Source organism: Mesorhizobium sp. LEGMi-168a (genome assembly GCF_058312955.1).
Genome location: NZ_JBZEGV010000008.1, coordinates 145,591 through 168,928 on the forward strand (window position 1 = coordinate 145,591; position 23,338 = coordinate 168,928).

General features: G+C 63.3%; 23 protein-coding genes. 10 read left to right on the plus strand and 13 right to left on the minus strand.

The features are described from left to right. Positions 1-131: 131 nt before the first annotated feature. The 7 genes from AC4FWB_RS13950 to AC4FWB_RS13980 all read right to left on the minus strand — a co-directional run bounded on the left by AC4FWB_RS13950 (position 132) and on the right by AC4FWB_RS13980 (position 8,039). A complete protein-coding gene (locus tag AC4FWB_RS13950) occupies positions 132-2,990 on the minus strand; it encodes a hypothetical protein (RefSeq protein ID WP_491026676.1) in 2,859 nt (952 codons plus the stop codon). Next, positions 2,987-4,447: a patatin-like phospholipase family protein gene (locus AC4FWB_RS13955; protein ID WP_491026677.1), complete on the minus strand. Its 1,461-nt coding sequence runs from the start codon at positions 4,445-4,447 to the stop codon at positions 2,987-2,989. Before AC4FWB_RS13955 ends, AC4FWB_RS13950 begins: the two co-directional genes overlap by 4 nt. A 393-nt stretch (positions 4,448-4,840) precedes the next feature. After that, positions 4,841-6,118 (minus strand): DUF763 domain-containing protein, encoded by a 1,278-nt coding sequence (locus tag AC4FWB_RS13960; protein WP_491026678.1) that lies wholly within the window; start codon positions 6,116-6,118, stop codon positions 4,841-4,843. Positions 6,119-6,242: 124 nt separating this feature from the next. Continuing rightward, positions 6,243-6,587, minus strand: a complete 345-nt coding sequence (locus AC4FWB_RS13965) for a hypothetical protein (RefSeq protein ID WP_491026680.1) — start codon at positions 6,585-6,587, stop codon at positions 6,243-6,245. Between the two features lie 147 nt (positions 6,588-6,734). Beyond that, positions 6,735-7,082: a hypothetical protein gene (locus AC4FWB_RS13970; protein ID WP_491026681.1), complete on the minus strand. Its 348-nt coding sequence runs from the start codon at positions 7,080-7,082 to the stop codon at positions 6,735-6,737. 156 nt (positions 7,083-7,238) lie between these two features. Further along, positions 7,239-7,571 (minus strand): hypothetical protein, encoded by a 333-nt coding sequence (locus tag AC4FWB_RS13975; RefSeq protein ID WP_491026682.1) that lies wholly within the window; start codon positions 7,569-7,571, stop codon positions 7,239-7,241. 153 nt (positions 7,572-7,724) lie between these two features. After that, positions 7,725-8,039, minus strand: coding sequence for a hypothetical protein (locus AC4FWB_RS13980; protein WP_491026683.1), 315 nt, complete (start codon positions 8,037-8,039; stop codon positions 7,725-7,727). A gap of 392 nt (positions 8,040-8,431) precedes the next feature. Here AC4FWB_RS13980 and AC4FWB_RS13985 point away from each other — a divergent pair, with 392 nt between their 5' ends. The 3 genes from AC4FWB_RS13985 to AC4FWB_RS13995 all read left to right on the plus strand — a co-directional run bounded on the left by AC4FWB_RS13985 (position 8,432) and on the right by AC4FWB_RS13995 (position 11,368). Continuing rightward, a complete protein-coding gene (locus AC4FWB_RS13985) occupies positions 8,432-8,785 on the plus strand; it encodes a cupin domain-containing protein (RefSeq protein ID WP_491026684.1) in 354 nt (117 codons plus the stop codon). 492 nt (positions 8,786-9,277) lie between these two features. Next, entirely contained in the window at positions 9,278-10,678 is a 1,401-nt protein-coding gene (locus AC4FWB_RS13990) for a selenium-binding protein SBP56-related protein (protein WP_491026685.1), read from the plus strand. A 24-nt stretch (positions 10,679-10,702) separates the two neighbouring features. Further along, the gene (locus AC4FWB_RS13995; protein ID WP_491026686.1) at positions 10,703-11,368 is read left to right on the plus strand and encodes a hypothetical protein; all 666 of its coding nucleotides are present in this window, start codon (positions 10,703-10,705) and stop codon (positions 11,366-11,368) included. A 6-nt stretch (positions 11,369-11,374) separates the two neighbouring features. On the opposite strand, the gene AC4FWB_RS14000 is transcribed toward AC4FWB_RS13995, so the two are convergent. The 4 genes from AC4FWB_RS14000 to AC4FWB_RS14015 form a co-directional block, all read right to left on the minus strand. After that, positions 11,375-13,333 (minus strand): acyltransferase family protein, encoded by a 1,959-nt coding sequence (locus AC4FWB_RS14000; protein WP_491026687.1) that lies wholly within the window; start codon positions 13,331-13,333, stop codon positions 11,375-11,377. A gap of 342 nt (positions 13,334-13,675) precedes the next feature. Then, positions 13,676-13,897, minus strand: coding sequence for an alkylphosphonate utilization protein (locus AC4FWB_RS14005; protein ID WP_491026688.1), 222 nt, complete (start codon positions 13,895-13,897; stop codon positions 13,676-13,678). Between the two features lie 37 nt (positions 13,898-13,934). Further along, entirely contained in the window at positions 13,935-14,444 is a 510-nt protein-coding gene (locus tag AC4FWB_RS14010) for a RidA family protein (RefSeq protein ID WP_491026689.1), read from the minus strand. Positions 14,445-14,763: 319 nt separating this feature from the next. Next, positions 14,764-14,988 carry a hypothetical protein gene (locus AC4FWB_RS14015; RefSeq protein WP_491026690.1) on the minus strand — a complete coding sequence of 75 codons (225 nt, stop codon included), beginning with the start codon at positions 14,986-14,988 and terminating at the stop codon, positions 14,764-14,766. A gap of 239 nt (positions 14,989-15,227) precedes the next feature. On the opposite strand from AC4FWB_RS14015, the gene AC4FWB_RS14020 reads away from it, so the two are divergent. The 3 genes from AC4FWB_RS14020 (at position 15,228) to AC4FWB_RS14030 (ending at position 17,323) form a co-directional block, all read left to right on the plus strand. Next, positions 15,228-16,160 carry a hypothetical protein gene (locus tag AC4FWB_RS14020; protein WP_491026691.1) on the plus strand — a complete coding sequence of 311 codons (933 nt, stop codon included), beginning with the start codon at positions 15,228-15,230 and terminating at the stop codon, positions 16,158-16,160. A gap of 111 nt (positions 16,161-16,271) precedes the next feature. Then, the gene (locus AC4FWB_RS14025) at positions 16,272-16,364 is read left to right on the plus strand and encodes a putative RiPP precursor (protein ID WP_491026692.1); all 93 of its coding nucleotides are present in this window, start codon (positions 16,272-16,274) and stop codon (positions 16,362-16,364) included. 674 nt (positions 16,365-17,038) lie between these two features. Further along, complete coding sequence (locus AC4FWB_RS14030; RefSeq protein ID WP_491026693.1) at positions 17,039-17,323, plus strand: hypothetical protein; 285 nt, start codon at positions 17,039-17,041, stop codon at positions 17,321-17,323. A 166-nt stretch (positions 17,324-17,489) separates the two neighbouring features. On the opposite strand, the gene AC4FWB_RS14035 is transcribed toward AC4FWB_RS14030, so the two are convergent. Beyond that, a complete protein-coding gene (locus tag AC4FWB_RS14035) occupies positions 17,490-18,416 on the minus strand; it encodes a LysR family transcriptional regulator (protein WP_491026694.1) in 927 nt (308 codons plus the stop codon). 134 nt (positions 18,417-18,550) lie between these two features. Here AC4FWB_RS14035 and AC4FWB_RS14040 point away from each other — a divergent pair, with 134 nt between their 5' ends. From AC4FWB_RS14040 to AC4FWB_RS14055, 4 genes are all read left to right on the plus strand, one after another. Further along, a complete protein-coding gene (locus tag AC4FWB_RS14040) occupies positions 18,551-20,035 on the plus strand; it encodes an MFS transporter (RefSeq protein ID WP_491026695.1) in 1,485 nt (494 codons plus the stop codon). A gap of 286 nt (positions 20,036-20,321) precedes the next feature. Then, positions 20,322-21,893 (plus strand): bifunctional AfsR/SARP family transcriptional regulator/alpha/beta hydrolase, encoded by a 1,572-nt coding sequence (locus AC4FWB_RS14045; RefSeq protein WP_491026696.1) that lies wholly within the window; start codon positions 20,322-20,324, stop codon positions 21,891-21,893. Between the two features lie 135 nt (positions 21,894-22,028). Beyond that, positions 22,029-22,472: a helix-turn-helix domain-containing protein gene (locus tag AC4FWB_RS14050; RefSeq protein WP_491026698.1), complete on the plus strand. Its 444-nt coding sequence runs from the start codon at positions 22,029-22,031 to the stop codon at positions 22,470-22,472. A 145-nt stretch (positions 22,473-22,617) separates the two neighbouring features. Then, positions 22,618-23,046 carry a VapC50 family PIN domain-containing toxin gene (locus AC4FWB_RS14055; RefSeq protein WP_491026699.1) on the plus strand — a complete coding sequence of 143 codons (429 nt, stop codon included), beginning with the start codon at positions 22,618-22,620 and terminating at the stop codon, positions 23,044-23,046. 37 nt (positions 23,047-23,083) lie between these two features. On the opposite strand, the gene AC4FWB_RS14060 is transcribed toward AC4FWB_RS14055, so the two are convergent. Beyond that, entirely contained in the window at positions 23,084-23,299 is a 216-nt protein-coding gene (locus AC4FWB_RS14060; RefSeq protein ID WP_491026789.1) for a GDCCVxC domain-containing (seleno)protein, read from the minus strand. Positions 23,300-23,338: the final 39 nt, after the last annotated feature.

A 23,338-nucleotide genomic window follows, 5' to 3' on the forward strand; every position in this document is an offset into this window, starting at 1 on the left:
TCGATGTAGATCGACGGCCTGTCAAGACAGGACTCCATCGCGGACGGCCGCGCCATTTGCGGAGCGCCTGCGTGGTCCTGAGGGCTGGCGCTCCGCTTTGGTCAGACACCGATTGCAATCGCTGGGGGGCCTCAACCCGATTTGGCCAGGGGTCTGCAAAGTTCGGGCACCTCGCCGTCGGCGGTGATCGCTACAGCATGCGCAAGCGCTTCGATCTGCGCTGTCTTGTCTTCACCCAGCCGCGGCAGCCGGCTTGCCAAGCCGTCAGTCATCATCTTGTAGTCATTGAACAAGAAGCTCTTATGCACCTCGTCGGAGCGTACCTGTCTCCAATTGTTGATGGTGAGCACGGCCGGGTCAGGCTTGCTTACGATGTCGATCAGAGGATCGTCGATGCCGAGCGCCTTGATGGCGGCGATGCGCCGGCCTTCGGCGAGATAGAGGTTCAAATTCGGCTTGAGATCTTCCTTGAGGGTGCCCTCCCATTTTTCACTGGCATAGCCTTCGACTCGTAGCGTCAGCCTGGGAGTTCCTGCCGAATTCCCTGCCTTATCAAAGGCAGCCTTTGTCCGCTTCATGCAGTCGATGTAGCCCGCGGCATACTCATGCAGCAATTTCCGCTTGTTCGCGTTGTCAGGCGAGCCTGAATTGTCCAGGCTTGTGAGGCCGAAATAAAACGCCTTCTCCACCGTGTCGATGCCATACGGTCCCCAGCGGCCGTCCTTGCCGGCGGTTACCGGATCTTGAAAGATCGGAAGCACCATGACGCCGCCGCTAAAATCATGGACCTTGCCGTCGGCGGTGACGAAGTAGGTGATGATACTTGGGCCGGATGTTCCTGTGGCCGGTGCGACCGGTGTCGGCGGCGCCTGAATGATAATAGGCACGACGATCGGGGTCGCCGGCCCAGAGCCGGGTGTGCCCGACGACCCAGCGGCTTTCGCCACGTCCTGCAGCCCGGTCTTGACAGTGTCCGTCAGGATTTGGGCGGCGCCGGCGAGCGTGGACACCGGAACGACCTGCTCTGTGTCTGAGCCAAGCTTGCCAGCGACCGCGTCGAGCCCGTTCTTGACGTTCTCGGCCAGAGTGTTCGTCGCGGCTGCCAGGCCATCCTGCGAGACGTTGCTGCCGGTGTCGCTGTTTGTCCCAAGCTTGCCGGCAACAGCGCCGAGCCCATCCTTGACGTTGCCGGCCAGTGTGTTGGCGGCGCCCACCAGGGCAGCCGTCTGGTCCGCAACCACCGGCCGAGATTTGTCGCAGCGGTCCAGTTTGTTTGCATCGTCTTGCGGCAATTGATCGATAGGCTCGATACGCAACACCCGCGACTTGGCGATCTCGGTGACGGGGGTGCTATCATCGGTTTCGATGAAGTAACTTCCACCGATTGCCAGCAGAAGGCGGCCTTGCCCGATCACGCATGAGCCAAGGTCGTCGGTTTGTGAAATGAAAGCAAAGCTCCTGTCTCGACCCAGTGTATTTGAAAAATAAGAAAGGGTTGTTGGAATAAAAATTATTACAAATAGCAAGGCGCAGTTCTTCAAAAATGTTCTGCTTTCCATCATTGGAAATCTAATTTTGTTTATCTCAGTGAAGTTTTTCGCAAGTGATGTTTGGCTATTTGTGAATTCATCAATTTTGTTCTCAAATAGTTTCCACTCAATCCTTTCGAATTTGAAATAGTTTTCCAGAACACCTCCTATCATCAGATAATCTTTTGAAAGCAGGAAGGTTCTTCGGATTGTTCCGAGTAACCATTCGACGAAGTTCCAATTCCGGATCCGTGCCGCAATCCCCTGGACGACCGGCACGGGGGGCGAAGCCCGTGGTTGCTCAGACGTCTTCTCCAGCAAGCTGTCGTAAAGCGTGCCACGCAGTTCGCTCATGATGCGGTCGCGCGCCGTTTGTCCGAATTTCACAGACATGAAATACGCTATTGCGGCAGCCAGGGCCGCCACCGCGATCGTCCAATTCTTCAGAACTGCATTGTTGTCGTAGAAGATTAGAACTGCGGCGACGGCAAGACCGGCTGCAACGCCCATGGCGATTGTCCAGAAGCTGGCGAACAGGCCCTGTTTCTCGATACGTAGCGCGTGCGGACGTGTGGCTTCTTTGTAGGCGTCGATGGAAGCCTCCGTGTAGAATTCACGTCCAACCCTCGTTGCATAGCGCTTGGCGTAATTCAGGAATTCATCGTAACGAGCGAGAAAACGTCTGGCGTCGACAATCAGATCGACAGCGCCGCCTTGCGATGGGGGCGGTGTTCCCTTATCGCTCGACCCTGGGTACGTCGCGCCGACGGGTGCTGGCAACAGTGCTTCGGCTGGTACTGCTGGACCCGAATCGTCGGGACGCGGGGGCTTCGACATCAAATCGAACATCTCGGTCAAGGCCAACATATCCTTGGCGAACTTCTGGTCCCCGTCGAACCGCTTTAATGTGTCGGTGAACTCGGTCTTGATCCGAATGAACAGGCGCGCCGCGTTCGAGTGATAGGTAACGATGTCCATCTCCTCGGCAATGCGTTTGGCGCTGGTGTGGTCGAGAAGGCGGTTTATTTCCTTTACGGTATCGCCACTGGAGATCCCGACTTGGTTGATGGCTTTGAGAGCGCGTTGCTCTTCCCCGACATCGTAGCCGCCAGACATCTTTGGCGACGCTAACGAATTCGATTGATTGTCGTAGAATATCGCTGGATTTTCCTGGCGAGCGGCCAGCACGTAGACGAGATGAAAGAACTCGTTGACCAAATCCTCAAATATCTTCTTTTTACCCGAAGCGGTTGCGGCCGGTTCGGAGATTTCGACCTTCGGCGCCCTGCGACCAAGGTCGGCAACTGGTTGCTCGTCGCCACGCTGGGGAGGGGCTGATTGACGGCCTTTCCCTATCTTCGTATCTCGATCTTCGCCTGCCCCGACTAGCTCATTTACCTCACGACGTAGGCTATCCAGGCGCGCCTTAAGCTCGGTATCCGTAGTGGTCTTCCCGTTCATTGCCGTCCTCCGCCGGTATAGAGATCATCTCTCAGGAAGTTCCGGGCTCGTTCGAGGCCCATCACAAACAGGTCCGTTTGGTCCTTCTGGTCCATGACGAAGTTAAGCCAGTTGGCGTCTTTGACGTCGATTGCCGCGAGCCGAAACGGAAACGTCGGCGGCATGGAATCGCCGGCCTGATCCCGCCGCCTTTCGAATGTCTGCTTGCTTCGTTCAAGGAGCGCGATGGCATCACGGTCGCGCTGGTCGCGAACCATGTAGGCAACCGTTCCAATGTCATGTGCGAGACTGCTCAGGCGGGCGCGCCGGCGATAGGGCTTAGCGGGTGAGGCGCTCATCAGCGGTACGGCAATCGTTGGTACATCCGGAAGGATCGCGCCGAACGCATCGACCGGAAGGTTCGAAAACATGCCGCCATCGAGAAACGCTACCTCATCGATGGCGCAGAGTTCGTGCAACGTGTTTTCCTCGGCGAGATCTCCAAATTTGGCGACGATGAACGGTTCCCAGTTCTCCTTGTTGACGCTGAAGACGACGGGCTCGAAAAAGAACGGGATCGACATCGAGGCTCGCACGAGTGTCGCCGGCGAGTTTGTGCCGGTCTCGGCCGACAGGTATATGACGTCGTCGGGGAACTGGAATTTCACGCCGATCGGCGTGCAGGCCGCCATGACCTTGAGCAATTGTCGCCCCGCGTCCTCGACAGGCACCAGGGACGACAGTGGCGGTTCTCTCTGCTGCCTGGCAGCTCCTATGGCTGCATTCAGCTGACACGATATCGAATTCAGTCGGGCAAACAGCTCATCGACGGTTCGCAGGTCGTGCTCGGCCAAAACGCCACGAACCCAGTCCTCGAAGGCGTCGCCCGGGTTGAGTCCGCGTGTGCGCAGAATCTGACGGATCGCGCCCAACCAAGCCAGCCACGCCGAAGGTAGGTAGGATAGCCTGTTGAGCAGGAACTGCTTGATCAGCCGGCGCGTCCGGTACGGCCCGTCGATGAAGGTGCTCATCGGCATGGCGCTGACGATCTCGACCACCTTCTTGTGGGTTTCGTTGAGCAGATCGTCGCCACGCACCGCCGCCATGCCCATCGCCATGATGGCGCCCGCGGAAGCGCCGGCAATGCCTGCGAAACGGACTCCGGCTGTTTCCAAGCCAGTGACGAATCCGGCATGGGCAATCCCCAGCACGCCACCGCCCTGGAGGACGATGTTGGCAACCCTGTAAGTCTTCTTCTTGTCGGTGGGAGGTTCGCGATTGCTCGGTGACGTCTCGCCCCGAGATGGCTTGGCAGCATTGAAAAGCTTAAGCTTGCGAGAGGCGGTGCCCGCTGCCCCGTCTTCGATCGCGGCAGCTTTTAGCCAAAAGAACTGGTCGACATGCTCCTGCTCAGCGAGCACCTCGATCTCGCCAAGCAATTCCGTGACGCCCGGATCGTTCCAGACATCCAAGGCCATTGCACGTCGCCCCCGAAAGCCTCACGACACGTCACGTGTTGTAGCAGCAGGCAGAAATCCGCAAACCGCAGCCGCTACATCAGGTTTGTGTCGTCAGAACTCGCCTTCCCGCCTTCCTATTCGGACTTTGTACGCTATTGTTTAGTCTGGGCTTTATTAGGGGCGCATAGTTCTTGCCCGTCAAGTTGTTTTTCTGGTTCACATTGATGATAGCTGTGAGTCCAGTCACAAGTGAGAGTGCTTCGCCCCTCAAAAGCCTATCACGAATGTATGCTGGAAGAGGCTGTTTCCGACAGTATTGTTCAACCAGAAAGTCAAGCAATTTCCGTGATCCGCGCAGGCGACTGGCACGCCGCATTTCACTCGGTCCTGACGGCTGATAGGTGAGCTGCGCTAGGCGCCTTTGGTCGCGGCCTCCGGTTCTTCGGTGTCGTCTTTCCCCGGCGCCTTCTCCCACCCAAACACACTCCGCCCGCCCAGCAGATGCGACTGGTCCATCTCGCCGGCCACGATCTCCTTCAGGCTCTGCCCCGTCACGTACCTCTCCATCCGGCGTGACTCCCCGTCCAGCCGCTTGAGCGCCTGCAACTCCTCGTCCCGCCCGAGCTTCGCCTTGCTCACCGCCGATTTCAGCACCGCGATCGTCTCGTCATAGACTTTCAGCGGCACGGGGAAGGGGTGGCGGTCCTTGCCGCCGTGGGCGAGCGAGAAGCGCGCAGGGTCGGAGAAGCGGTAGGGCGCGCCGTGCACCACTTCCGAGACCATGGCGAGCGCCCGCACCGTGCGCGGGCCGACGCCCGGCACCAAAAGCAACTCGGGGAAATCCTTCGGGCCGCTTTCGATCGCGGCGGAAATGTTGCCGTGCAAGCGGCGCATCACGATGTCACTCTCGCGCACGTCGTGATGCGCGGGCATGACGAGGTTGGGCAACAGCGGCTGCGCGGCCGGCTCGGGCTGAGGTTGCGGCTCCAGCACGGCGAGCTCGGTCAGGATCTTTTCCGGGCTCATAGTCTTCAAAAGCGCGATCTGGCTCCCACGCGCTTTCTCCGCGCGATGGTCGGTTAGGTTGACGATCTCGCCCTGGGTCTCGCCCTCGATCGCCGCATGCGGCTGGTCGACGAAACTCGTCAGCCCCTCCGACAGCCAGTGGTAGCGGCGCGCCTGGCGGGCGTCGCCGTTCATGCCCTGCTGCACCACCACCCAGCGCCCGTCATCGGTGACGATGAAGCCGTGCAGATAGAGGTCGTAGCCGTCCTGCACGGCGGCGCTGTCCACCTTGGCGACGAGGCGGCTGGCGGTAGCGAGGGCATCGCCGTTCAGGCCAACGCGGTCGCCGATGGCGGTGAGCTCGCCCGGCGTCTTGCGCGAATGGGCGCCGCGCCCGCCGCAGACATGGATGCCGAGCTCGCCGGAGAGCGGGTTCAAGCCGCGTTTCAGCGCGCCGATGACGGAAGTGGTGATGCCGGAGGAATGCCAGTCCATGCCCATCACGGCGCCGAAGGACTGGAACCAGAAGGGATGCGCGAGACGCCTGAGCAGCTCGTCGCGGCCGTAATGGTGGATGATGGCTTCGCACAGCACAGCACCCAGGCGCGTCATGCGCTCGCCCAGCCATTTCGGGACCCGCCCGCCATGCAGCGGCAGGTCGGCGCTGCCGCTTCGCTGCGTCACCTGGTGTTCTCCGTGGATGCCGGCGACTTAGATGGCATTTTGGCCGGGGTTTGCAAGGCGGGGGGGCCTGATCTACCCCACAAGGGGGAGATCAGCTAATCGCCAGCGCCGGCGCCGGTGCTACCTAGTACCTGTAGTACATGTGATGGTACCGGTGGTGGTGCCTGTAATGGTGGTGCCTGTGGTGGTAATACAGGTAGTAGTGGTGCCTATGGTGGTGCCTATAATAATGGTACCTGTAGTAGTACCTGTGGTACCGGTAGTAGTGCGGGTAGCGGACGACATAGCCTGGGTAATAGTCGTCGTAGTAGTCGCGGTAGCCGCCATAATAAGGGCCGTAGTACGGATAGGGCTCATAGCCGCCAAAAGGGCCGAAGCCGAGGCCGAAGAACACGCGCGCATCCGCCGGCGCAATCGCAGCCGCCGCCGTGGCGGTGGCGATCACCGAGGCAAGTAAAAGCTTTCTCATGGTAACCTCCTCCTGAAGGTTCACCATGACAACGCTTGACATGCCGAAAAGCTGCCCGGACGCCTGGCGCTTGCGCGAAAATCGGCGGGATTGAAGCGGCCGCGCCCGTTTTGCCAACCGTCAATGCAGCCCGCATGGCGGCCCGGTTCAGTAGCCGCAGACGCGTACTTCCCGCCTGACCCAGTGGTGATGGCTCCGGTGCCTCACCATTTCGATCCGGCAGTGGCGGTATTTATGGTACGCGTGATAGCTATCCGGGTAGCGGAGCACATAGCCGCCGCCATACTCACCGTAGGAGCGGGGGCCATAGTCGTAGTAGGGGCCGCCCCAATACGGGCCGTAGGACGGATAGGGGCCGTAGCTGTCGTAAAAGTCGCCGAAGGGGCCGAAACCGAAATAGCCGCCGGTGCCGAAGAACACCCGCGCATCCGCCGGCATGGCCAAGGCCGCCGCCGAGGCGATGGCGATCACCGAGGCAAGTAGAAGCTTTCTCATGGCAACCTCCTCCTGAAGGTTCACCATGGATAACGCTTGGCCCGCCGAATGGCTTCCGGCGCCGCCGCGCTCGCGCGAAAATCAACCGCCTGCCGGGAGGGTGAAGCTGCCGATCTCCCTCCACTTGGGGGAGATTAGGTAATCGCGGTCGCCTGCTCAGTACCTGCAGATGCGGATTGCCTCGTAGACCCGGTGGTGGTGACGCCAGTGCCTCACATATTCGACATAGCAGCGCCTGTAGTGTTGATAGTAGTAGTGCTGCCGGTAGTGGTAGTGAGGCCTGTAGCTATAATATTCGCCGTAATACGGGTGGTACATGTAGCGATCGCTGTAATAGTCGCCGTAGTATGGCCCGTAGTCATTGTAGTAGTCATCGTAATAGCTATCGCCGATGCCGATCCCGAACTCGAGGCGGCCGGCATTGGCCGGGCCAATCATGGTGGCCGCCGACGCAATGGCTATGACGGAGGCGAGCAGGAGCTTTTTCATGGCTACCTCCTCCTGAGGCTGATCACCCCATAAACGCGCCGGAGGCAGCCTATGTTCCCGCAATCGCTATTATTCGCCCGCCCATCGCCAAAGATGGGCGGGCGGCGAAGCGTATAATCTCCCCTCAAGAGGGGGATATCGGCCAGTCGCCGGTTACTCGCAAACGCGCACTTCTTCCACCACGCGGTGGTGATGGCGCCAGTGTCTCACGAGCTCGACGCGGCAATTATCGCGATAATACCGGTGATGATAGCGCACAACATAACGGTCGCTCGGACCGTAGTAGTCGTCATCATAAACGTGCCGGTAATAGCGGTGAGGGTAATACCCGCCATAATAGTCACCATAGTAATCGTCATCATAGCTAGGGCCGATGCCGATACCGAACTGAACGCTGCCGGCGCTGGCCGGCGCGATCGCAAACGCCGAGGCGATGGCGATCATCGAAGCAAGCAGAAGCTTTTTCATCGCTGCCTCCTGAGGTTCGATTATGCCCCTTCGAGGGGTAAACGGTTTCGGGACCGGCGGTGTTCCAGAGAAAATTGTGGGGCGGCACCCTGGGCGCAGCGGGGCACGGCGCTGGAGCTGCCGATCTCCCCTTGTGGGTCCCTTGTGGGGGAGATGCCCGGCAGGGCAGAGGGGGGCGCGACGGATCGCGACTTATCGTCTGGGCTCGCGCACCGTACACTGCGCTGCGAGAAGGTCAGAAGACCCCCTCTGGCCTGCCGGCCATCTCCCCCACAAGGGAGGAGATTGGGTAATCGCCATCCCGTCGCGCCATGTCGCAGCATCGCGCGCAAAGGCGAGCGTAATCCACTATTCAACCGCCCAGCCAATCCCGGCCATGACAGGAGCCCTCCATGACCAAGCCCACCATTCTCAAATTCGGCGCCGTCGAGCATGCCGAGGCCGGTGACCTGCCGGGCTGGGTCGTTGTCGAGGGCAGGCCGACCATGCAGACCGCCGTCCAGCACACCACCGAGGACGGCAAGGTGATGTCCGGCACCTGGCGCGCCACGCCCGGCACTTACCACGCCACCTACACCGACTATGAATTCGTGCACATGATCGCCGGCCGCATCGTCATCACGCCGGATGGCGGCGAGCCGGTCGAGGTCGGCCCCGGCGACGCCTTCGTGGTCGAGGCGGATTTCAAGGGCACCTGGAAGATCCTCGAGCCGGTGACCAAGCATTTTGTGGTTGTGGTGGGGTAGAGCGCCATCGCCGACGCTGCCGATCTCCCCCCTTGCGGGGGAGATGCCCGGCAGGGCAGAGGGGGTGTGAAGGATCGCCGGCGCTTCCGCTAGTGGCTTCAATTGTCGCAAGTCGCGGCTCTCTGGATTGACACGCCGGCGGGACAGCACCCCTCTGGCCTGCCGGCTTTCGTCGCTCGGAAAGCCAAGCAATTGGCTTCCCGTACGCTACGCGGACCGCTCCTGAACCCCAGCAACGGGGGAGATCACGTGCGCCGGGCATGCTCGTCACGATGTCGCGCTCCACCGCGGGTGCAACGCGCTTGTCGCTCACCGAGGCCACGCGCTGGAACGAGATTGCAGTCCTTCAAAATCCGTGAGAGTCTTCAAAAAGCCGCACGAAAACAGCGTGCGAAAAACAAAGCTCCCCGACGATTTCGGCGGGCATCCAAGCGCATCACAGGTCTGCCCCTGATTGTCGGACGGGTCGCTTAATCCGCCAGGGAGGAAGACATGACTCTACGGCCAGATCCGACCTTTCACGCGACTGCAAAGCTCGCAATGCAGGCGCCGGTCGAAAGCTTTGCCTACACCTTGATGTTGAGTGCCGACTTCTCTCAGCCTGATGGACTAGCCATAGTCGACGTAAACCCGAAGTCGAAGGACTACGGCAAGGTCGTCCATAGCGTGATCATGCCGAACAAGGGCGACGAGTTTCACCATTTCGGCTGGAACGCCTGCTCTTCGGCCCTTTCGCCGCTGAACGCTCACCCGTTTCTCGAGCGCCGCTTTCTGATCATTCCCGGTATGCGATCTTCGCGCATCTACGTCGTAGACACCAAGGGCGGACCGACCAAGGCCAAGATCCATAAGATCATCGAGCCGGAAGAAGTGTTTGCCAAGACGGGTTATTCCAGGCCGCATACGATCCACTGCGGCCCGGAAGGTATCTACGTCTCGACGCTCGGGGGCGGTGGCCCCGACGGCACCGACGGACCTCCCGGCATCTTTGTCATGGATTGCCAGACGTTCGATGTCATCGGGCGCTACGAGATCGATCGCGGGCCACAGGACAAGCAGTACGATTTCTGGTGGAACCTGCCACGCGACTACATGGTGTCGAGCGAGTGGGCCCTTCCGCCCCAGTTCGAGAGGGGCATCGTTCCGGAAGACCTGCTGTCGAACAAATACGGACACCGGGTGCATTTCTGGAATTTGCGTGAACGCAGGAACGTGCAGACCATTGATCTGGGAGCCAATCACCAGATGGCCCTGGAAGTCCGCCCCGCCCACGACCCGGTAAAGGAATACGGTTTCGTTGGAGTGGTCGTCGACACGACAAACCTCGAGGGATCGATCTGGACATGGTGGCGCGAGGGCGGCAAATTCCATTGCCAAAAGACGGCGACGATCCCGCCCGAGGCAGCCGCGAAAGAAGACCTTCCCCCGCTTCTCCAAGGCTTCGAGGCGGTCCCGCCGCTGGTAAGCGACATCGACCTGTCGCTCGATGACCGCTTTCTCTACGTATCCTGCTGGGGCATCGGCGAGATGCGCCAATATGATGTGACCGATCCGATGAAGCCCAAGCTTGCGGGGTCCGTTCATATCGGCGGCATCACGCGCAAGACCGGGCATCCCGGCGGCGGCGACTACAGGGGCGGACCGCAGATGGTCGAGATCAGCCGCGATGGCAAACGCGTTTACTGGACCAACTCGCTCTATTCGACCTGGGACGGCCAGTTCTATCCCGATGGCATCCCGGCGGCCATGGTCAAGGCCGATGTCGGCGAGAACGGTGGGATCACCCTGGACAAGGACTTTTATGTCAAGTTCCCTGAGGGGTATCGCTCGCACCAGATTCGTCTGGAAGGCGGCGATTGCTCGACGGATTCGTTCTGCTATCCGTCGGTGTAATCGACTGGTCAGGCCAATGAAGCCATGAGCGAGTGGACGACGGCTGGTCTCTGGCTGGCCGTCATCGCCAGCGGCATCTATCACGGCGTCAGTCCCGGCATGGGCTGGCCGTTGGCCGTGTCGGCCGGGCTGTTTGCCAGACGTGCCGGCGACTTGTTCCGGGCGCTTGGCCTTTTGGCGATGGGACACTTTGTGGCGATGATCGCTGTCCTTTTGCCCTTCGGCGCGATGCTGACGCTGATGGTCTGGCAACGGCAGATCCGCCTCGCTGCGGGGTTGATCGTGATCGCAGCCGGGATCTATCTCCTGGTCAACAGGCGTCACCCGCGTGTTCTTGCCCGGATCCCGCCGGCGCAACTGGCTTTGTGGTCCTTCGCGGCCGCCACAGCGCATGGCGCTGGGCTGATGCTGGTGCCGATTTATCTGGGCCTGTGCCAGGCAGGCGACCTCGATGCTGGACACCAGGCGGCTGCCGCGCTCGTGACCGGCAATCTGATCACCGCCGCCGCCGTCTCCGTGATCCATACGGCCGCCATGATTGCCAGCGGCGGTGTTATCGCCATTGCCGTCTATCGATGGCTCGGACCCAAGTTCATCTCACAAAGCTGGTTCAATCTCGACATTGTGTGGGCGCTAAGCCTGATCCTGGTGGGCGGAATTGGGATCGCGAGTATCGGATACGCCCGGTGAGTTCCTCTACCGCCCCACCTTCGAAATCACCCTCTTTTCCACCTCCGGCTCCAGCGATTCCGCGAACGGCGTCGCCAGATGGTGCTGGTCGCGGAAGGCGAGCTTGCCGTCGATGAAGACGTGGCAGGTGGTGGCGTTGCAGAAGCGGTCGGTGAGGTCGACGTAGGAGGCGTTGGGCACGCTGGTGACGATCTCGCGCTCGACCGCGGCCATGGCGTCGTTGGCGGCATAGCTGCGCGTCTGGTCGCAGAGCGAGGGCGTCTTGTCGCGCCACAGCGCTCTAGCCACGCAGGTGTCGATATTCTCGTCGTTGAACGGCACGTCGCGGATGAAGGCGATCTTCAGCCCGGCCTTGCTCAAGCTCACCAGCGTCGAGCGCAGGCCGGCCCGCCACACGGCGTCCGGCGTATCCGGCTCGCCCTTGCCCGCCGCCATCTTGCGCGAGGAGGTCAGCGACAGCTCCGAGATCACCACCAGCGAAGGCTTCGCGGCGATGATCTCCTTGATCGCCTGCTCGCGCCACTGGTCGCATTCGCGGTAGTTGCGGTTGAGCTTGGCGACAAAGAAGGAGAAGCGCGAGGGCCGGCACGAGCTCTTCAGCCAGGTTTCGACGCGGTAGCCGTTCTTCTTTCCCGCCTCGACCAGCGGCGTCGACCAGTGATCGGCGTGGGAATCGCCGAACAGCGCGATCATGCGCCGGCCATCGCCGAACACGCATGGCTTCGGCGTCACCGTGTCGTAGCCCTCGACGCAGGCCTTGGCGCGCGCGGTGGCGGGCTCTGCCGCACTTGCCGCGATCTCGCGCTGCTCGGGGTCCTGGTGGCGCACCGCAAGCGCTGCATTGCCGTAAGCGGCTGCGACGCCGGTGCCGGTCAGGAGGAGGGCCGGCACCAGCGCCCGCGCCGCATTGGCCATAAGCCAGCCGTTGCGACGGATCGGATTCTCGATGAGATGATAGCTCAGCGCCGAAAGCGCCAGCGTCAGCCCGAGGCAGGCGAGGCGTTGGACGAGTGTCAAATCCTCCACCAGCATGCCAGCATAGACGATGACCGGCCAGTGCCACAGATAGAGCGAATAGGAAAGTTTTCCGACCCACTGCAAGGGCGGCAGCGCCAGGGCGGCATTCACGCCGTCCCTGACGCCGGCCGCTCCCGCCAGCAGCAGAAGGACAGTGCCGGCCACCGGCACCAATGCCCGGAAGCCGGGGAAGGGAGCCTCCTCGCTGAAGGTGAGGTATGCGAAAGCAATCAGCGCCAGCCCGCAGAGGCTGAACACCAGGGCGAGCCGCGAGCGCTTGCCAAGCAGCCACGCTGGCGCCATCGAGGCCAGTCCGCCGGCGGCGAATTCCCAGGCGCGCAGCGGCGAGAAATAGAACGCCCAGGGCTGCGATATGTCGGTCAACCACGCGCAGACCGCGAAGGAGACGAGGCCGGCAATGCCGATGGCAAGCACGATCGTCCGCTTGCCGGGTTTCAGCCAGGCCGCCAGCATCAACAGCGCCGGCCAGGTGAGATAGAACTGCTCCTCTACCGACAGCGACCAGTAATGGATGAAGGGGTTGTTGGCGGCGTCATTGGCGAAATAGTCGAACGACCAGCGGATCAGCCACAGGTTGATCATATAGGCCGAGGCCCACATCGCGCCCTTGGAATAGAGCGCCTGCTCCTCCGGCGACAGGATGATGGCGCCCGCGGCGAGCGTCGCGGCGATGACGAACAGTGCCGCCGGCAGCAGCCTGCGCGCCCGCCGGGCATAGAAGCGCAGAAGATCGAGCCGGCCGGTCTGCGAAATCTCGGTGACCAAGTGCAGGGTGATCAGATAGCCGGAGATGACAAAGAAGATGTCGACGCCGGCAAACCCGCCGGGCAGCGCGGTGAGGCCGAAATGGAAGGCGACCACGCCCGCCACGGCGAGCGCTCGCAACCCCTCAATGTCTGGCCGGAAGTCCGGCGATGGTGCTGACACGAAGACGGACCTCGCAACGGTCGTTCGTATCCCGCCTGGGGTCAAGACTTGCGCCTACGGGTTCATACCGCAATGCAACAAATCTAACGCAGTGCAACATAAGCGGAGGCGCTGATAATCTCCCCCTCTGAGGGGGAGATGGCCGCGAAGCGGTCAGAGGGGGGCGTCTCACGTAGAGCGCCGACGCCTTGCAGAAGCGAAGAGGAAGCTGGCGCTCCACGCGCGGCGACCCCCTCTGGCCTGCCGCCCATCTCCCCCACAAGGAGGGAGATTACGCGCCTCGTCCACGGCGCTCCTCCTGCAACGTTGGCGATTGGCTCCTGCAAGCAGCGCCCCCGCCAATCACGCCTTCTTCAAAAACTCCGTCTTCAGCACCAGGCCCTTCACCTGCTTGGTGTTGCATTCGATCTCGCCGGGATTGCCGGTGAGGCGGATGTTCTTGACCAGCGTGCCGCGCTTGATCGTCTCGGACGTGCCTTTGACCTTGAGGTCCTTGATCAGGGTCACGGAGTCGCCATCCTTGAGCGGCGTGCCGTTGCTGTCTCTTACGATGGCGTCTGTCATGGCGGGTCTTTCATCGGTTGGATGGCGATGTGCGCGCCTATCGCACCGACGACGGCCCGGTCAAGCCGGCAATCATCACCTCGGCCTCTATCTCGACCGGGAGATCGAACGGCAGGGCGGCGACGCCGATGGCGGTGCGGGCGTGGCGGCCGATTTCCGACCCGAAGACTTCGAGGATGAGGTCGGAAAAGCCGTTCATCACCGCCGGGGTCTGGGTGAAACCCGGCGCCGTGTTGACCATGCCGTGCACGCGGCACCAGCCGGTGATCCGGTCGAGGCTGCCGAGCTCGCGCTTGAGGCTGCCGAGCATCGACAGCCCGACCTTGCGGGCCGATGCCCGAGCCTCTTCCAGCGACACGCTCTCGCCGACGGCGCCGAACGGCCCGGCGAGCGAGCCGTCCGGCTCCTGCGGCCCATGGCCGGAGATATAGGCGCGGTCGCCGCGCACATTGACCCAGGGAAAAGGCAGCACCATGCCCGGTGGCAGTTTCAGCGGCGGCGGCAAGACGATGCCGAGCTTGGCAAGCTTTTTGTCGGCACCCGGCATGGCGCGGTCTCCCTCGAAGCACCGTCGCGTGGCGCCATTCCAGCGCCATGCCCGCGACCTCATGCCGAGCTTTCCGGTTTGCCGTCCTTTCGTCAAGCAGCCAAGGGATGGCGGGTCGAGGGACGGCGGCCCGAGCATGGCCCGCACGGACCGCGTCGTTCCGCGGTCCGTGCGGACGGGCGCCTGCCCCCGCGGCGGCGCCAAGCCTCCCAAACCCTCAGGCTGGCCGGGTGGCTCGAGCGGTTCGGGCCTGCTGCTCGGCCGCTCTGGTCTCACGCGTCCCCAGGAGGATCGCCGCCACGGTCCTTCTGGAACGGCGCTAGAAATGCAGGTCCAGCGCCGGCGGATAGGCCTGGCCGGAGTCGGCGTGCGGCGTTGCGGTCATGCCGTCGACGGACGCTATCCCACCGGTGGCTGCTTCATCCAGCGGTGGCCGGTTTTTCTCGATGCTGGTCTTTGCCTCGATCACTACGATTTTCGTCTTGGCCTCGGCGGCTTGCGACAGCGTAAGCGCGAGGATAAGCGCGGATAGAACGGCTTTCATGATAGCTCCCCAGCACCTGCCCCGAGGCGACCCTAGCGCCGGCCGTCCCGCTGCAAAGGTCGTGCACGCGGAAGGCCGTGGAATTCTCTGGAATTCTTGGAATATTAGACGGTGGAAAATCGGCGCGGTCGGGAATAGAGACTGAATGCAGGCGTGCTAAGCAGATAGTTGGACAGCTCAACGATTCCTGCCGAACGCCGGATTGCTCCGGCGGCGCAAAGCATTGAGGGACTTGTGGCATGGCGCAGCATATCGCGCAAAAACTAAGGCTGACGTCGGCCTTGCTGGGGACGGTCACCCGCAAGGATCTGGCGGCGGCGTTCCGCGCCGTCAACCCGAAGACGGCGTTCGATCTCGGTCGCGCCGACAAATGGCTGCAGGGCCGCGCCCGGCCGCGCCAGATGAGCGTCTACGACGACTGGGCGAGGCTGCTCGAGCTGGAGCAGCCCGGCGCCTGGATCGCCGAGAGCGAGCTCGCGGCCTTCACCACCGCGATCGCGACCCGCCACGGCATCGACAGCGCGGAGCTGGAGCGCCGCGCCGGCATGCAGTTTGAGGCCGCCGCGCATGACGAGCGCGGCCTCGGCTCCGGGCTTGCCGGGACCTATGCCTGCTATTCGCGTGCCTGGTCGCCCTATTATCGCGGCCAGCTCATCAAGGGCCGCCTGGCGATCGAGGCCGGACCCGGCGCGCATGGGCTGACCGCCACCTACCGCGAGACATTGCCGACCGGCCAGTTGCAGCTCGGCGGCCCGGTCAACCCGGCAAAGCGCGGCCTCTACGTGCATCTGAAGGAGGTTGGCGGCGACGCCCAGTTCTTCCTCTGCCTGTTCCCGCACACGCAGCCGGTCAGCGTGCTCGGCGGCTATATGTGCGGCGCCGCCATCATCGGGCCGGAGGCGCAGCCGTCGATCACCAGGATCCTGCTGGTGCGCCTGCGCGAGGCAGCGTTCGGCGCCGAAGCATGGGGTGGCTACCTGCCGGCCGGCGGCTCGATCGCCGCCGACCTGGCCGGCCTCGGCATCACGATGGAGCATCCGGAAACGGTCGACCCGCAACTCGATCAATTCCTCGGCGCCGACAGCGGCGGCGGCGCCAACCAGATCCCGCCGGCCGATTTCCGCGCCATCCTCGACGTGTTCGACCGCCACTGGCTGCAGCGCGCGGGCTGAATGAGTCCGCATTGAACCGCGCGCCCCGTAAGGGTAGCGGGACGCAAACTTGACAGGGCCGCCGCATCGCGCTCACCTGCACCGGTCGTTGACCTGCGCAAGGACCGGACGATGAAGAAGACCTATGAGAAGCCCAGACTGCAAAAGCGCGGCAAGCTCTCCGCGGCGGCCGCCGCCGCGCCGCCTTCCGGCTTCACGTTCTGAGGTCCGCCGGACCGGCGACGGTGCCGCCGCAATCGGAGACGCCGGCGTTCCTTTTGCGCAAAGCCGGCGATTGGCGAAAGCCGGCGCGACGGGGAATCTGGCGCTGTCCCGCCAGCGTATCCGCACCGGGTTCTTTGCTCGACCTGGATGATGTGAGGGTGCCGCTCCTGGCCAGGAGCGGGCGGTACACTGCGAAGGTGCCCGCCCGTCCGGCGCCGCCGCCAAGCTGCTGAAACCCCGTCCGTCCCCAACAGCAACGGTCATGGCGTGACCAGTCGCTGCGGAGTGCCATTGGCCGGCCTTGCTGTCAACGCCGGCCGGGGCGCCCTGCCGAAGGCGTTTTTCCCGTTGTGCAGAGCCGAAACCGCACTGCCCCGATCGCGCCATTGCGGTTGGCGGAAGCCCGGAAATGGCGGATTTCCGGGCTTTTCGGCCCTCCCGCGAGCCGGCGTGGGCCTGTATGCCTATCCGCTTGAATAAGCTCGTTTTTCGCCGGCTGAGGTGTTTTGGGGTCCGGTTCTCAACCTGACTTTTTTTGGGTGTATTTCTGCAGCGCAACATTGACGCCAAATCTCCCCCTCGAGGGGGGAGATATCACCAGCCCCTCTGTGAACTGCTTCATGATGCGGTCGCTCCGGCGTGCTACGATATGGGGCAGCAAGCGGGAGGCGGCGATGGACGATCGGTTGCTCGAAGTGCTTGCCAGGCGCAAATCCTGGCTGGACAGGGTGGCGCTGGGGCTGCTTATCTTTCTCGCAACGCTGATCGCCGGTCTCATGGGCGGCGCCAGCGCGCAGGGGGTGGAGAAGGTGCGCGTCGCCTATCTGCTGTCGCCGATCTTCAAATGCGCCAACCCGAATTTCCCCGATTGCCAGGCGCAGATCCACGGGCCGGACCGAGAAGCAGGCCGGGCACCTCACCGGCGTGCGCGAGTTTCGACGACGCCGGCTGAACTATGAGATCACGATGCGCAAGAACAAGCCAGTGACGGCAGCGCCGTGAAGGTGGCAGCGAAACGGGCGGAGAGGGGGCCTTCGTAGCGCGTTCCCTCTCTCCGCCTCGACTTTGCTGAGCCACCTCTCCTCATTCTGGGAGGTGGAGGAATTCCGGTAGCCTGCCAACGCCTCAGTTCGCGCCGCTGAGTTGCTTCGTCGGCTGTTTCTGCCCCCCACACACCTCGCGCACCACGCTCCGCAGCCAGCGATGCGCTGGGTCGGCGTCGAGGCGGGGGTGCCATAGCAGCGAGATGGTGAGCGGGGCGAGCTTCACCGGCAGCGCGAAGGTGAACAGGCCTTCGCGCAGCTTGCCCGTGTAGCGCTCGGGCACGGTGGCGATAAGGTCGGAGCCGCGCGCCAGCGCCAGCGCTTCCGAAAAACCGCCGACCACAGTCGCGATCGTCCGCGTCAGCCCGGCGAGGTCCAGCGCGTCGTCCACCGGCCCGCGGTCGAGGCCGCGGCGCGAGATCAGTATGTGCCGGCCCGCGGCGAAGCGGGCGGCGCTGATCTTGCCTTCGCTTAAAGGATGGCCCATGCGGACCACGCCGACGAAACGGTCGCGGAACAGCGCCTGCGCCCGCACCTCCGGGCCGGTCGAGCCGCCGACCACGCCGGTCTCAAGGTCGACGCTGCCCTCGCGCATCGGCGCGCTGTCCTTGTCGGGCTTCGGCACGAAGCGCAACTGCACGCCGGGCGCCTCCTCGGCGACGCGCGCAAGCAGGGCAGGGCCGAAATTCTCGACGAAACCGTCGCTGTTGCGCAGCGTGAAGCTGCGCGCGAGGCGTTTCAGATCGAGCCGCTCGGCGGGTCTGAGCACGGCCTCGACTTCCTTCACCAGCCGGCCGACGTCCGCGCCGAGCTCGATGGCGCGCGGCGTCGGCACCAAGCCACGCCCGGCACGCACCAGCAGCGGATCGCCGGTTGCCTCGCGCAGCCGCGCCAGGGCACGGCTCATCGCCGAAGGGCTGAGCTTCAGCCGCCGGGCAGCCTTGGCGACGCTGCCTTCGGCAAGCAGCACATCCAGCGTGACGAGCAGGTTGAGATCGGGTCGCGACATGGCGCGACCATAGCACGGTTGCGGCAAAGTGACATGGCGTTTAATGCACGAATAGAATGCAAATGCTGCGTGTTCCGCCACGTCACAAACGCACTTATCTTCCCGGCAAATTTTACACCAGCCGGAGAAGAACCATGGCCGACATCGCCAGTCCATACGCCGCCCCAGTAAGCCGCTCCGCAACCGGCGCGCTGGCCAGCCTGTCGCTGGCCATGCTGTTGTCGTCGCTCAGCACCAGCATCGCCAATGTCGCGCTGCCGACGCTCAGCACTGCCTTCGCGGCGTCCTTCCCGGCGGTGCAATGGGTGGTGCTCGCTTATCTGCTTGCCATCACCGCGCTCATCGTCAGCGTCGGTCGACTGGGCGATCTCGTCGGCCGCCGGCTGCTGCTCACCGCCGGCCTCGCGCTGTTCAGCGCCGCCTCGCTGGCTGCCGCGCTCGCGCCGACCCTGCCGCTGCTGATCGCGGCACGCGCCGCGCAAGGCCTGGGCGCGGCAGTGATGATGGCGCTGACGATTGCCTTCGTCGGCGAGACGGTGCCGAAGGACCGCACCGGCAGCGCGATGGGCCTGCTCGGCACCATGTCGGCTATCGGCACGGCACTTGGGCCGTCGCTCGGGGGCGTGCTGATTGCCTCGCTGGGCTGGCGTTCGATCTTCCTCGTCAATGCCGCGCTCGGCCTCATGGCGGTACTGGCCGCGTACCGTTTCCTGCCCGCCAATCAAGCGGCGAAACTCGTCCGCCCAGCGGCGAAATTCGTCCGCCCAGCGGCGAGCATCGTCCACGAAGCGAAGCGCGGTGGCGAGGCGGGGGGAGCTGTACGCTTCGACATGCCGGGCACGATCCTGCTGGCGCTGACGCTCGCTGCCTACGCGCTGACGATGACGACGGGACGCGGCCATTTCGGCGCTATGAACGCCGCGCTGCTGGGCATGGCCGTTCTCGGCGCCGGTCTGTTCCTCTACGCCGAGGGCAGGGCTGCATCGCCGCTGGTCAAGCTGGCGCTGTTCCGCGACCCGATGCTGGCGCCGAGCCTCGCCATGAACGGGCTGGTCTCGACCGTGATGATGGCCACGCTTGTCGTCGGCCCGTTCTTCCTGTCACGCGCGCTCGGCTTGAGCGAAGCGCTGACCGGCGCCGTGCTGTCGATCGGTCCGGTCGTCTCGGCGCTGTGCGGCGTCGTCGCCGGCCGCGTCGTCGACCGGTTGGGTGCATCGGCGATGGTCGTCGCCGGATTGGCAATGATGGCCGCCGGCTGCGCTGCGCTCTCTCTGCTGCCGGCGCTGTTCGGCGTCGCCGGCTATGCGGCGGCGATCGTGCTGCTGACCCCCGGCTACCAGCTCTTCCAGGCGGCGAACAACACCGCCGTCATGGCGGATGTCGACAGCAACGAGCGCGGCGTGGTGTCGGGCATGCTCAGCCTCTCGCGCAATCTCGGCCTGATCACCGGCACCGCGGTGATGGGCGCGGTGTTTGCGTTCGCGGTGGGGGCGGGGAATATCGCAGGCGCCGCGCCGGAGGCGGTGGCAGGCGGGATGCGGGCTACATTTGCGGTGGCGGCTGGGCTGGTGCTGGTGGCGGTTGGAATCGCGGTGGTCGGAGGTTGGCGAACGCGCTGACGCGCTTAATCTCCCCCCTCGAGGGGGAGATGTCGCCGAAGGCGACAGAGGGGGTCGCTTCGCGTGGAGCGCCAACGCCTTGCGTGACGACAGACGGCGCCGGCGATCTACGTGAGACGACCCCCTCTGGCCTGCCGGCCATCTCCCCCTCGAGGGGGGAGATTAAGCGCTCCCCCAATGTAACCCATCACACATTCCTCGCAGCCATCTTGCCGTATCCGGCTTTCCTCGCCGCGTCGGTGAGGAACCGAAGGGGGTATATGGCAACCGAAGGGTGCCCGGGCGCATGATCGACAGTCCGCAAGCCGGGCTGCTGGATTTGTGCGTGCTCGGTGATTTCCAGGTGGCCCGTGGTGGCGAACTCATCGACCTGCCGCCGTCGCGCAAGACGAGAGCCTTGCTCGCCTATCTCGCCGTCACCGGCAAGGCGCACCAGCGCGAGCGGCTCTGCGAAATCTTCTGGGACATTCCCGACGACCCGCGCGGCGCCTTGCGCTGGAGCCTGTCCAAGATCCGCCAGGTGTTGGGCGACGACGAATCAGCTTTGGTCGCCGACCGCAACAGCGTCTCGCTCAAGGTCGGAACCGACTATGCCCGGCTGCTGCCGTTGGTGAAGGGCGACCTTTCCTTGTGGCCGACGGAAGAGCTGGAGGCCGTTGCCGGTTCGATCCGCGGCGATTTCCTCGCCGATCTCTCGCTCGAGCGCTGCTTCGAATACGAGGCCTGGCGCACGGGCGTCGCCAGCGAGGTCGAGATCGTCGAGCTCGGCATATTGCGCGAGCTGGTCGAGCGTCTGGCCGGCGAGCCGAGGCGGGCGCTGCCGCTTGCCCGGCGCTTGGCGCGCCTGCTGCCCGAGGATGTCGGCCTGGCGGAAGAGATCGAGGCGTTAGAGGAGAAGGTCAGGCTTGCTGCCGCCCAGCCGACGACACGCTCTGCGCCACCCGGCGCGACCGGCGTGGTGCAGGTGCAATTGCCGTCGCCCGGAAAGAGCCCGACGGCCGCGCAGGACCCTGGCCGCGCCGTCCATTTCTGTCGCGCTCTCGACGGCACGAGGCTTGCTTTCGCCAAGACCGGCAGCGGCCCGCCCATCCTTCGCGCCGCGCATTGGATGTCGCATCTCACCTTCGACTGGGACAGCCCGATCTGGCGGCACTGGATGTCGGAACTGTCGCGCGAGAACCAGCTGGTGCGCTACGACGAGCGATGCAACGGACTATCGCAGCGCCATGTGGTCGACGTCTCGTTCGACACGATGGTGTCGGACCTCGAATGCGTGGTCGAGGCGGCAGGGCTCGATCGCTTCACCCTGCTCGGCCTCTCGCAGAGCTGCGCGGTTTCGATCGCCTATGCCATACGCCATCCCGAGAAGGTCTCGGGCATGATCCTCTATGGCGGCTACGTCAAAGGCTGGCGCGCGCGCGGCGACGCCGGCGAGATCGCGACGCGCGAGGCCGTGGCGACGCTGATGCGCGAGAGCTGGGGCAAGTCGAATCCGATGTTCCGCCAGGCCTTCTGCTCGATGTTCATCCCCGGCGCCACCCACGAACATTTCGCCTGGATGGACGATCTGATGCTGCGCACCGTGTCGCCGGACGACGCCTGGCGCCTGCAAAGCGCCTTCTCCGTGATCGATGTCAGCGATCTGCTTGAAAAGGTGCGGGTGCCGACCCTGGTGCTGCATGCGCGGGAAGACAATGTGGCCCCGGTCGAATCCGGCCGCACCATGGCGGCCGGCATTCCTGGCGCGCGCTTCTTCGAGCTGGAAAGCCAAAACCACATCCTGCTCGAGGGCGAGCCGGCCTTCGACGAGTTTATCGCCCATGTCCGGGCCTTCGTCGCCGAGACCGCGGGATCGTAGGGCCTGCGGGCGATTGTCCGGCCGTCGATCATGGAGCCATGTCGGTCAGATCGCATTCACTTATTGCGTTTATTTCGGATATTGCGGATAATGGCGCAAACCTCCATATCCGATGCCAATCAGGGACATGGACCAATGACCAAGCTGCTCGGACGACCGGTGGTGCCATCGGTGGACGATGCCGAACTCGCCGCTCAGGCCAGTCGGGTGCTTTCACGCACCAAGCGCGACGGTGCCGAATTGAAGGTTCAGGTGGGCAAGGAAACCCTGCGCCTGCCGAAGAGCGTTGGCGACCTGCTTTACCGTCTCCTGACCGAAATGGGCCAGGGAAATGCGGTGACGGTGATCCCGATCCATGCCGAGCTTACGACGCAGGAGGCGGCGGACTACCTCAATGTATCGCGCCCCTATCTCATCCGACTGCTGGAGGAGGGCAGGTTGCCTTTCAACATGGTCGGAACGCATCGGCGGGTGAAGTTTTCCGATCTGACAGCATACCGAAACAGCGAGGAGGAAGAACGCAAAAAGGTCATGGAAGAACTGGCCGCCCAAGCCCAGGAGCTGGGGATGGGCTATTAAGACCTCGTCCTACACCGCCGTCCTGGACGCTTGCGTTCTTTATCCAGCCCCGCTGCGGGATCTCCTCGTCGAGCTTGCCGCGGGAGGTGGCCTCTATCGGGCCAAACGGACAGAACAGATCCATTACGAGTGGATACGCAACCTCTTGCAGGACCGTCCGGATCTCAAGCCGGAGCAGATTTACCGAACACGCGACCTGATGAACCGCGCCGTCCCGGATTGTCTGGTTGATGGCTATCAGGATTTGCTGCCGAGTTTGGCGCTTCCCGACGAAAATGACCGCCATGTTTTGGCTGCGGCCATCGTCTCGGCGTCCGATGCGATCGTCACCTTCAATTTCAAGGATTTTCCCAAGCCCGTTCTCGATAAATACCAGTTGGATCTGATCCATCCCGACGATTTCATTTTCCGGCAGTTCGGCATCGACAATGCTGCCGTATTGGTCTCGGTTCAAAGATATCGCACACGTCTGAGGAACCCTCCCAGAAGTGCTGCCGAGTACCTCGATACGCTGGAGAGGCAAGGCCTACCCAAAACGGTCGGCCATCTGCGCGCTTATGCTGGAGTGATCTAGGGGAGGCCTGCTTGCCGCCCGTCATCGCTTCTGACCTTCAGGCCCGGCGGCTTGCACCCATCTGCTGAACTGGTGGACAAGGGTGATCGGCGTAGGAGCAGAACACGCAGCAATCACCCGCGCGAGGCTTCAGGAGCGTTCCACAGCCACGGCATTCGTAGAAATGAACGCAGGCATCCGTGGGCATCGTCTCCTTTTCGCGATGTCCACACTCGGGGCAGGTGATGGTCGCTTCAAGCATTGCCGCTTCCATGCTTCCGGTAAGCATATGCTCCAAAGCATGCGGCATCAA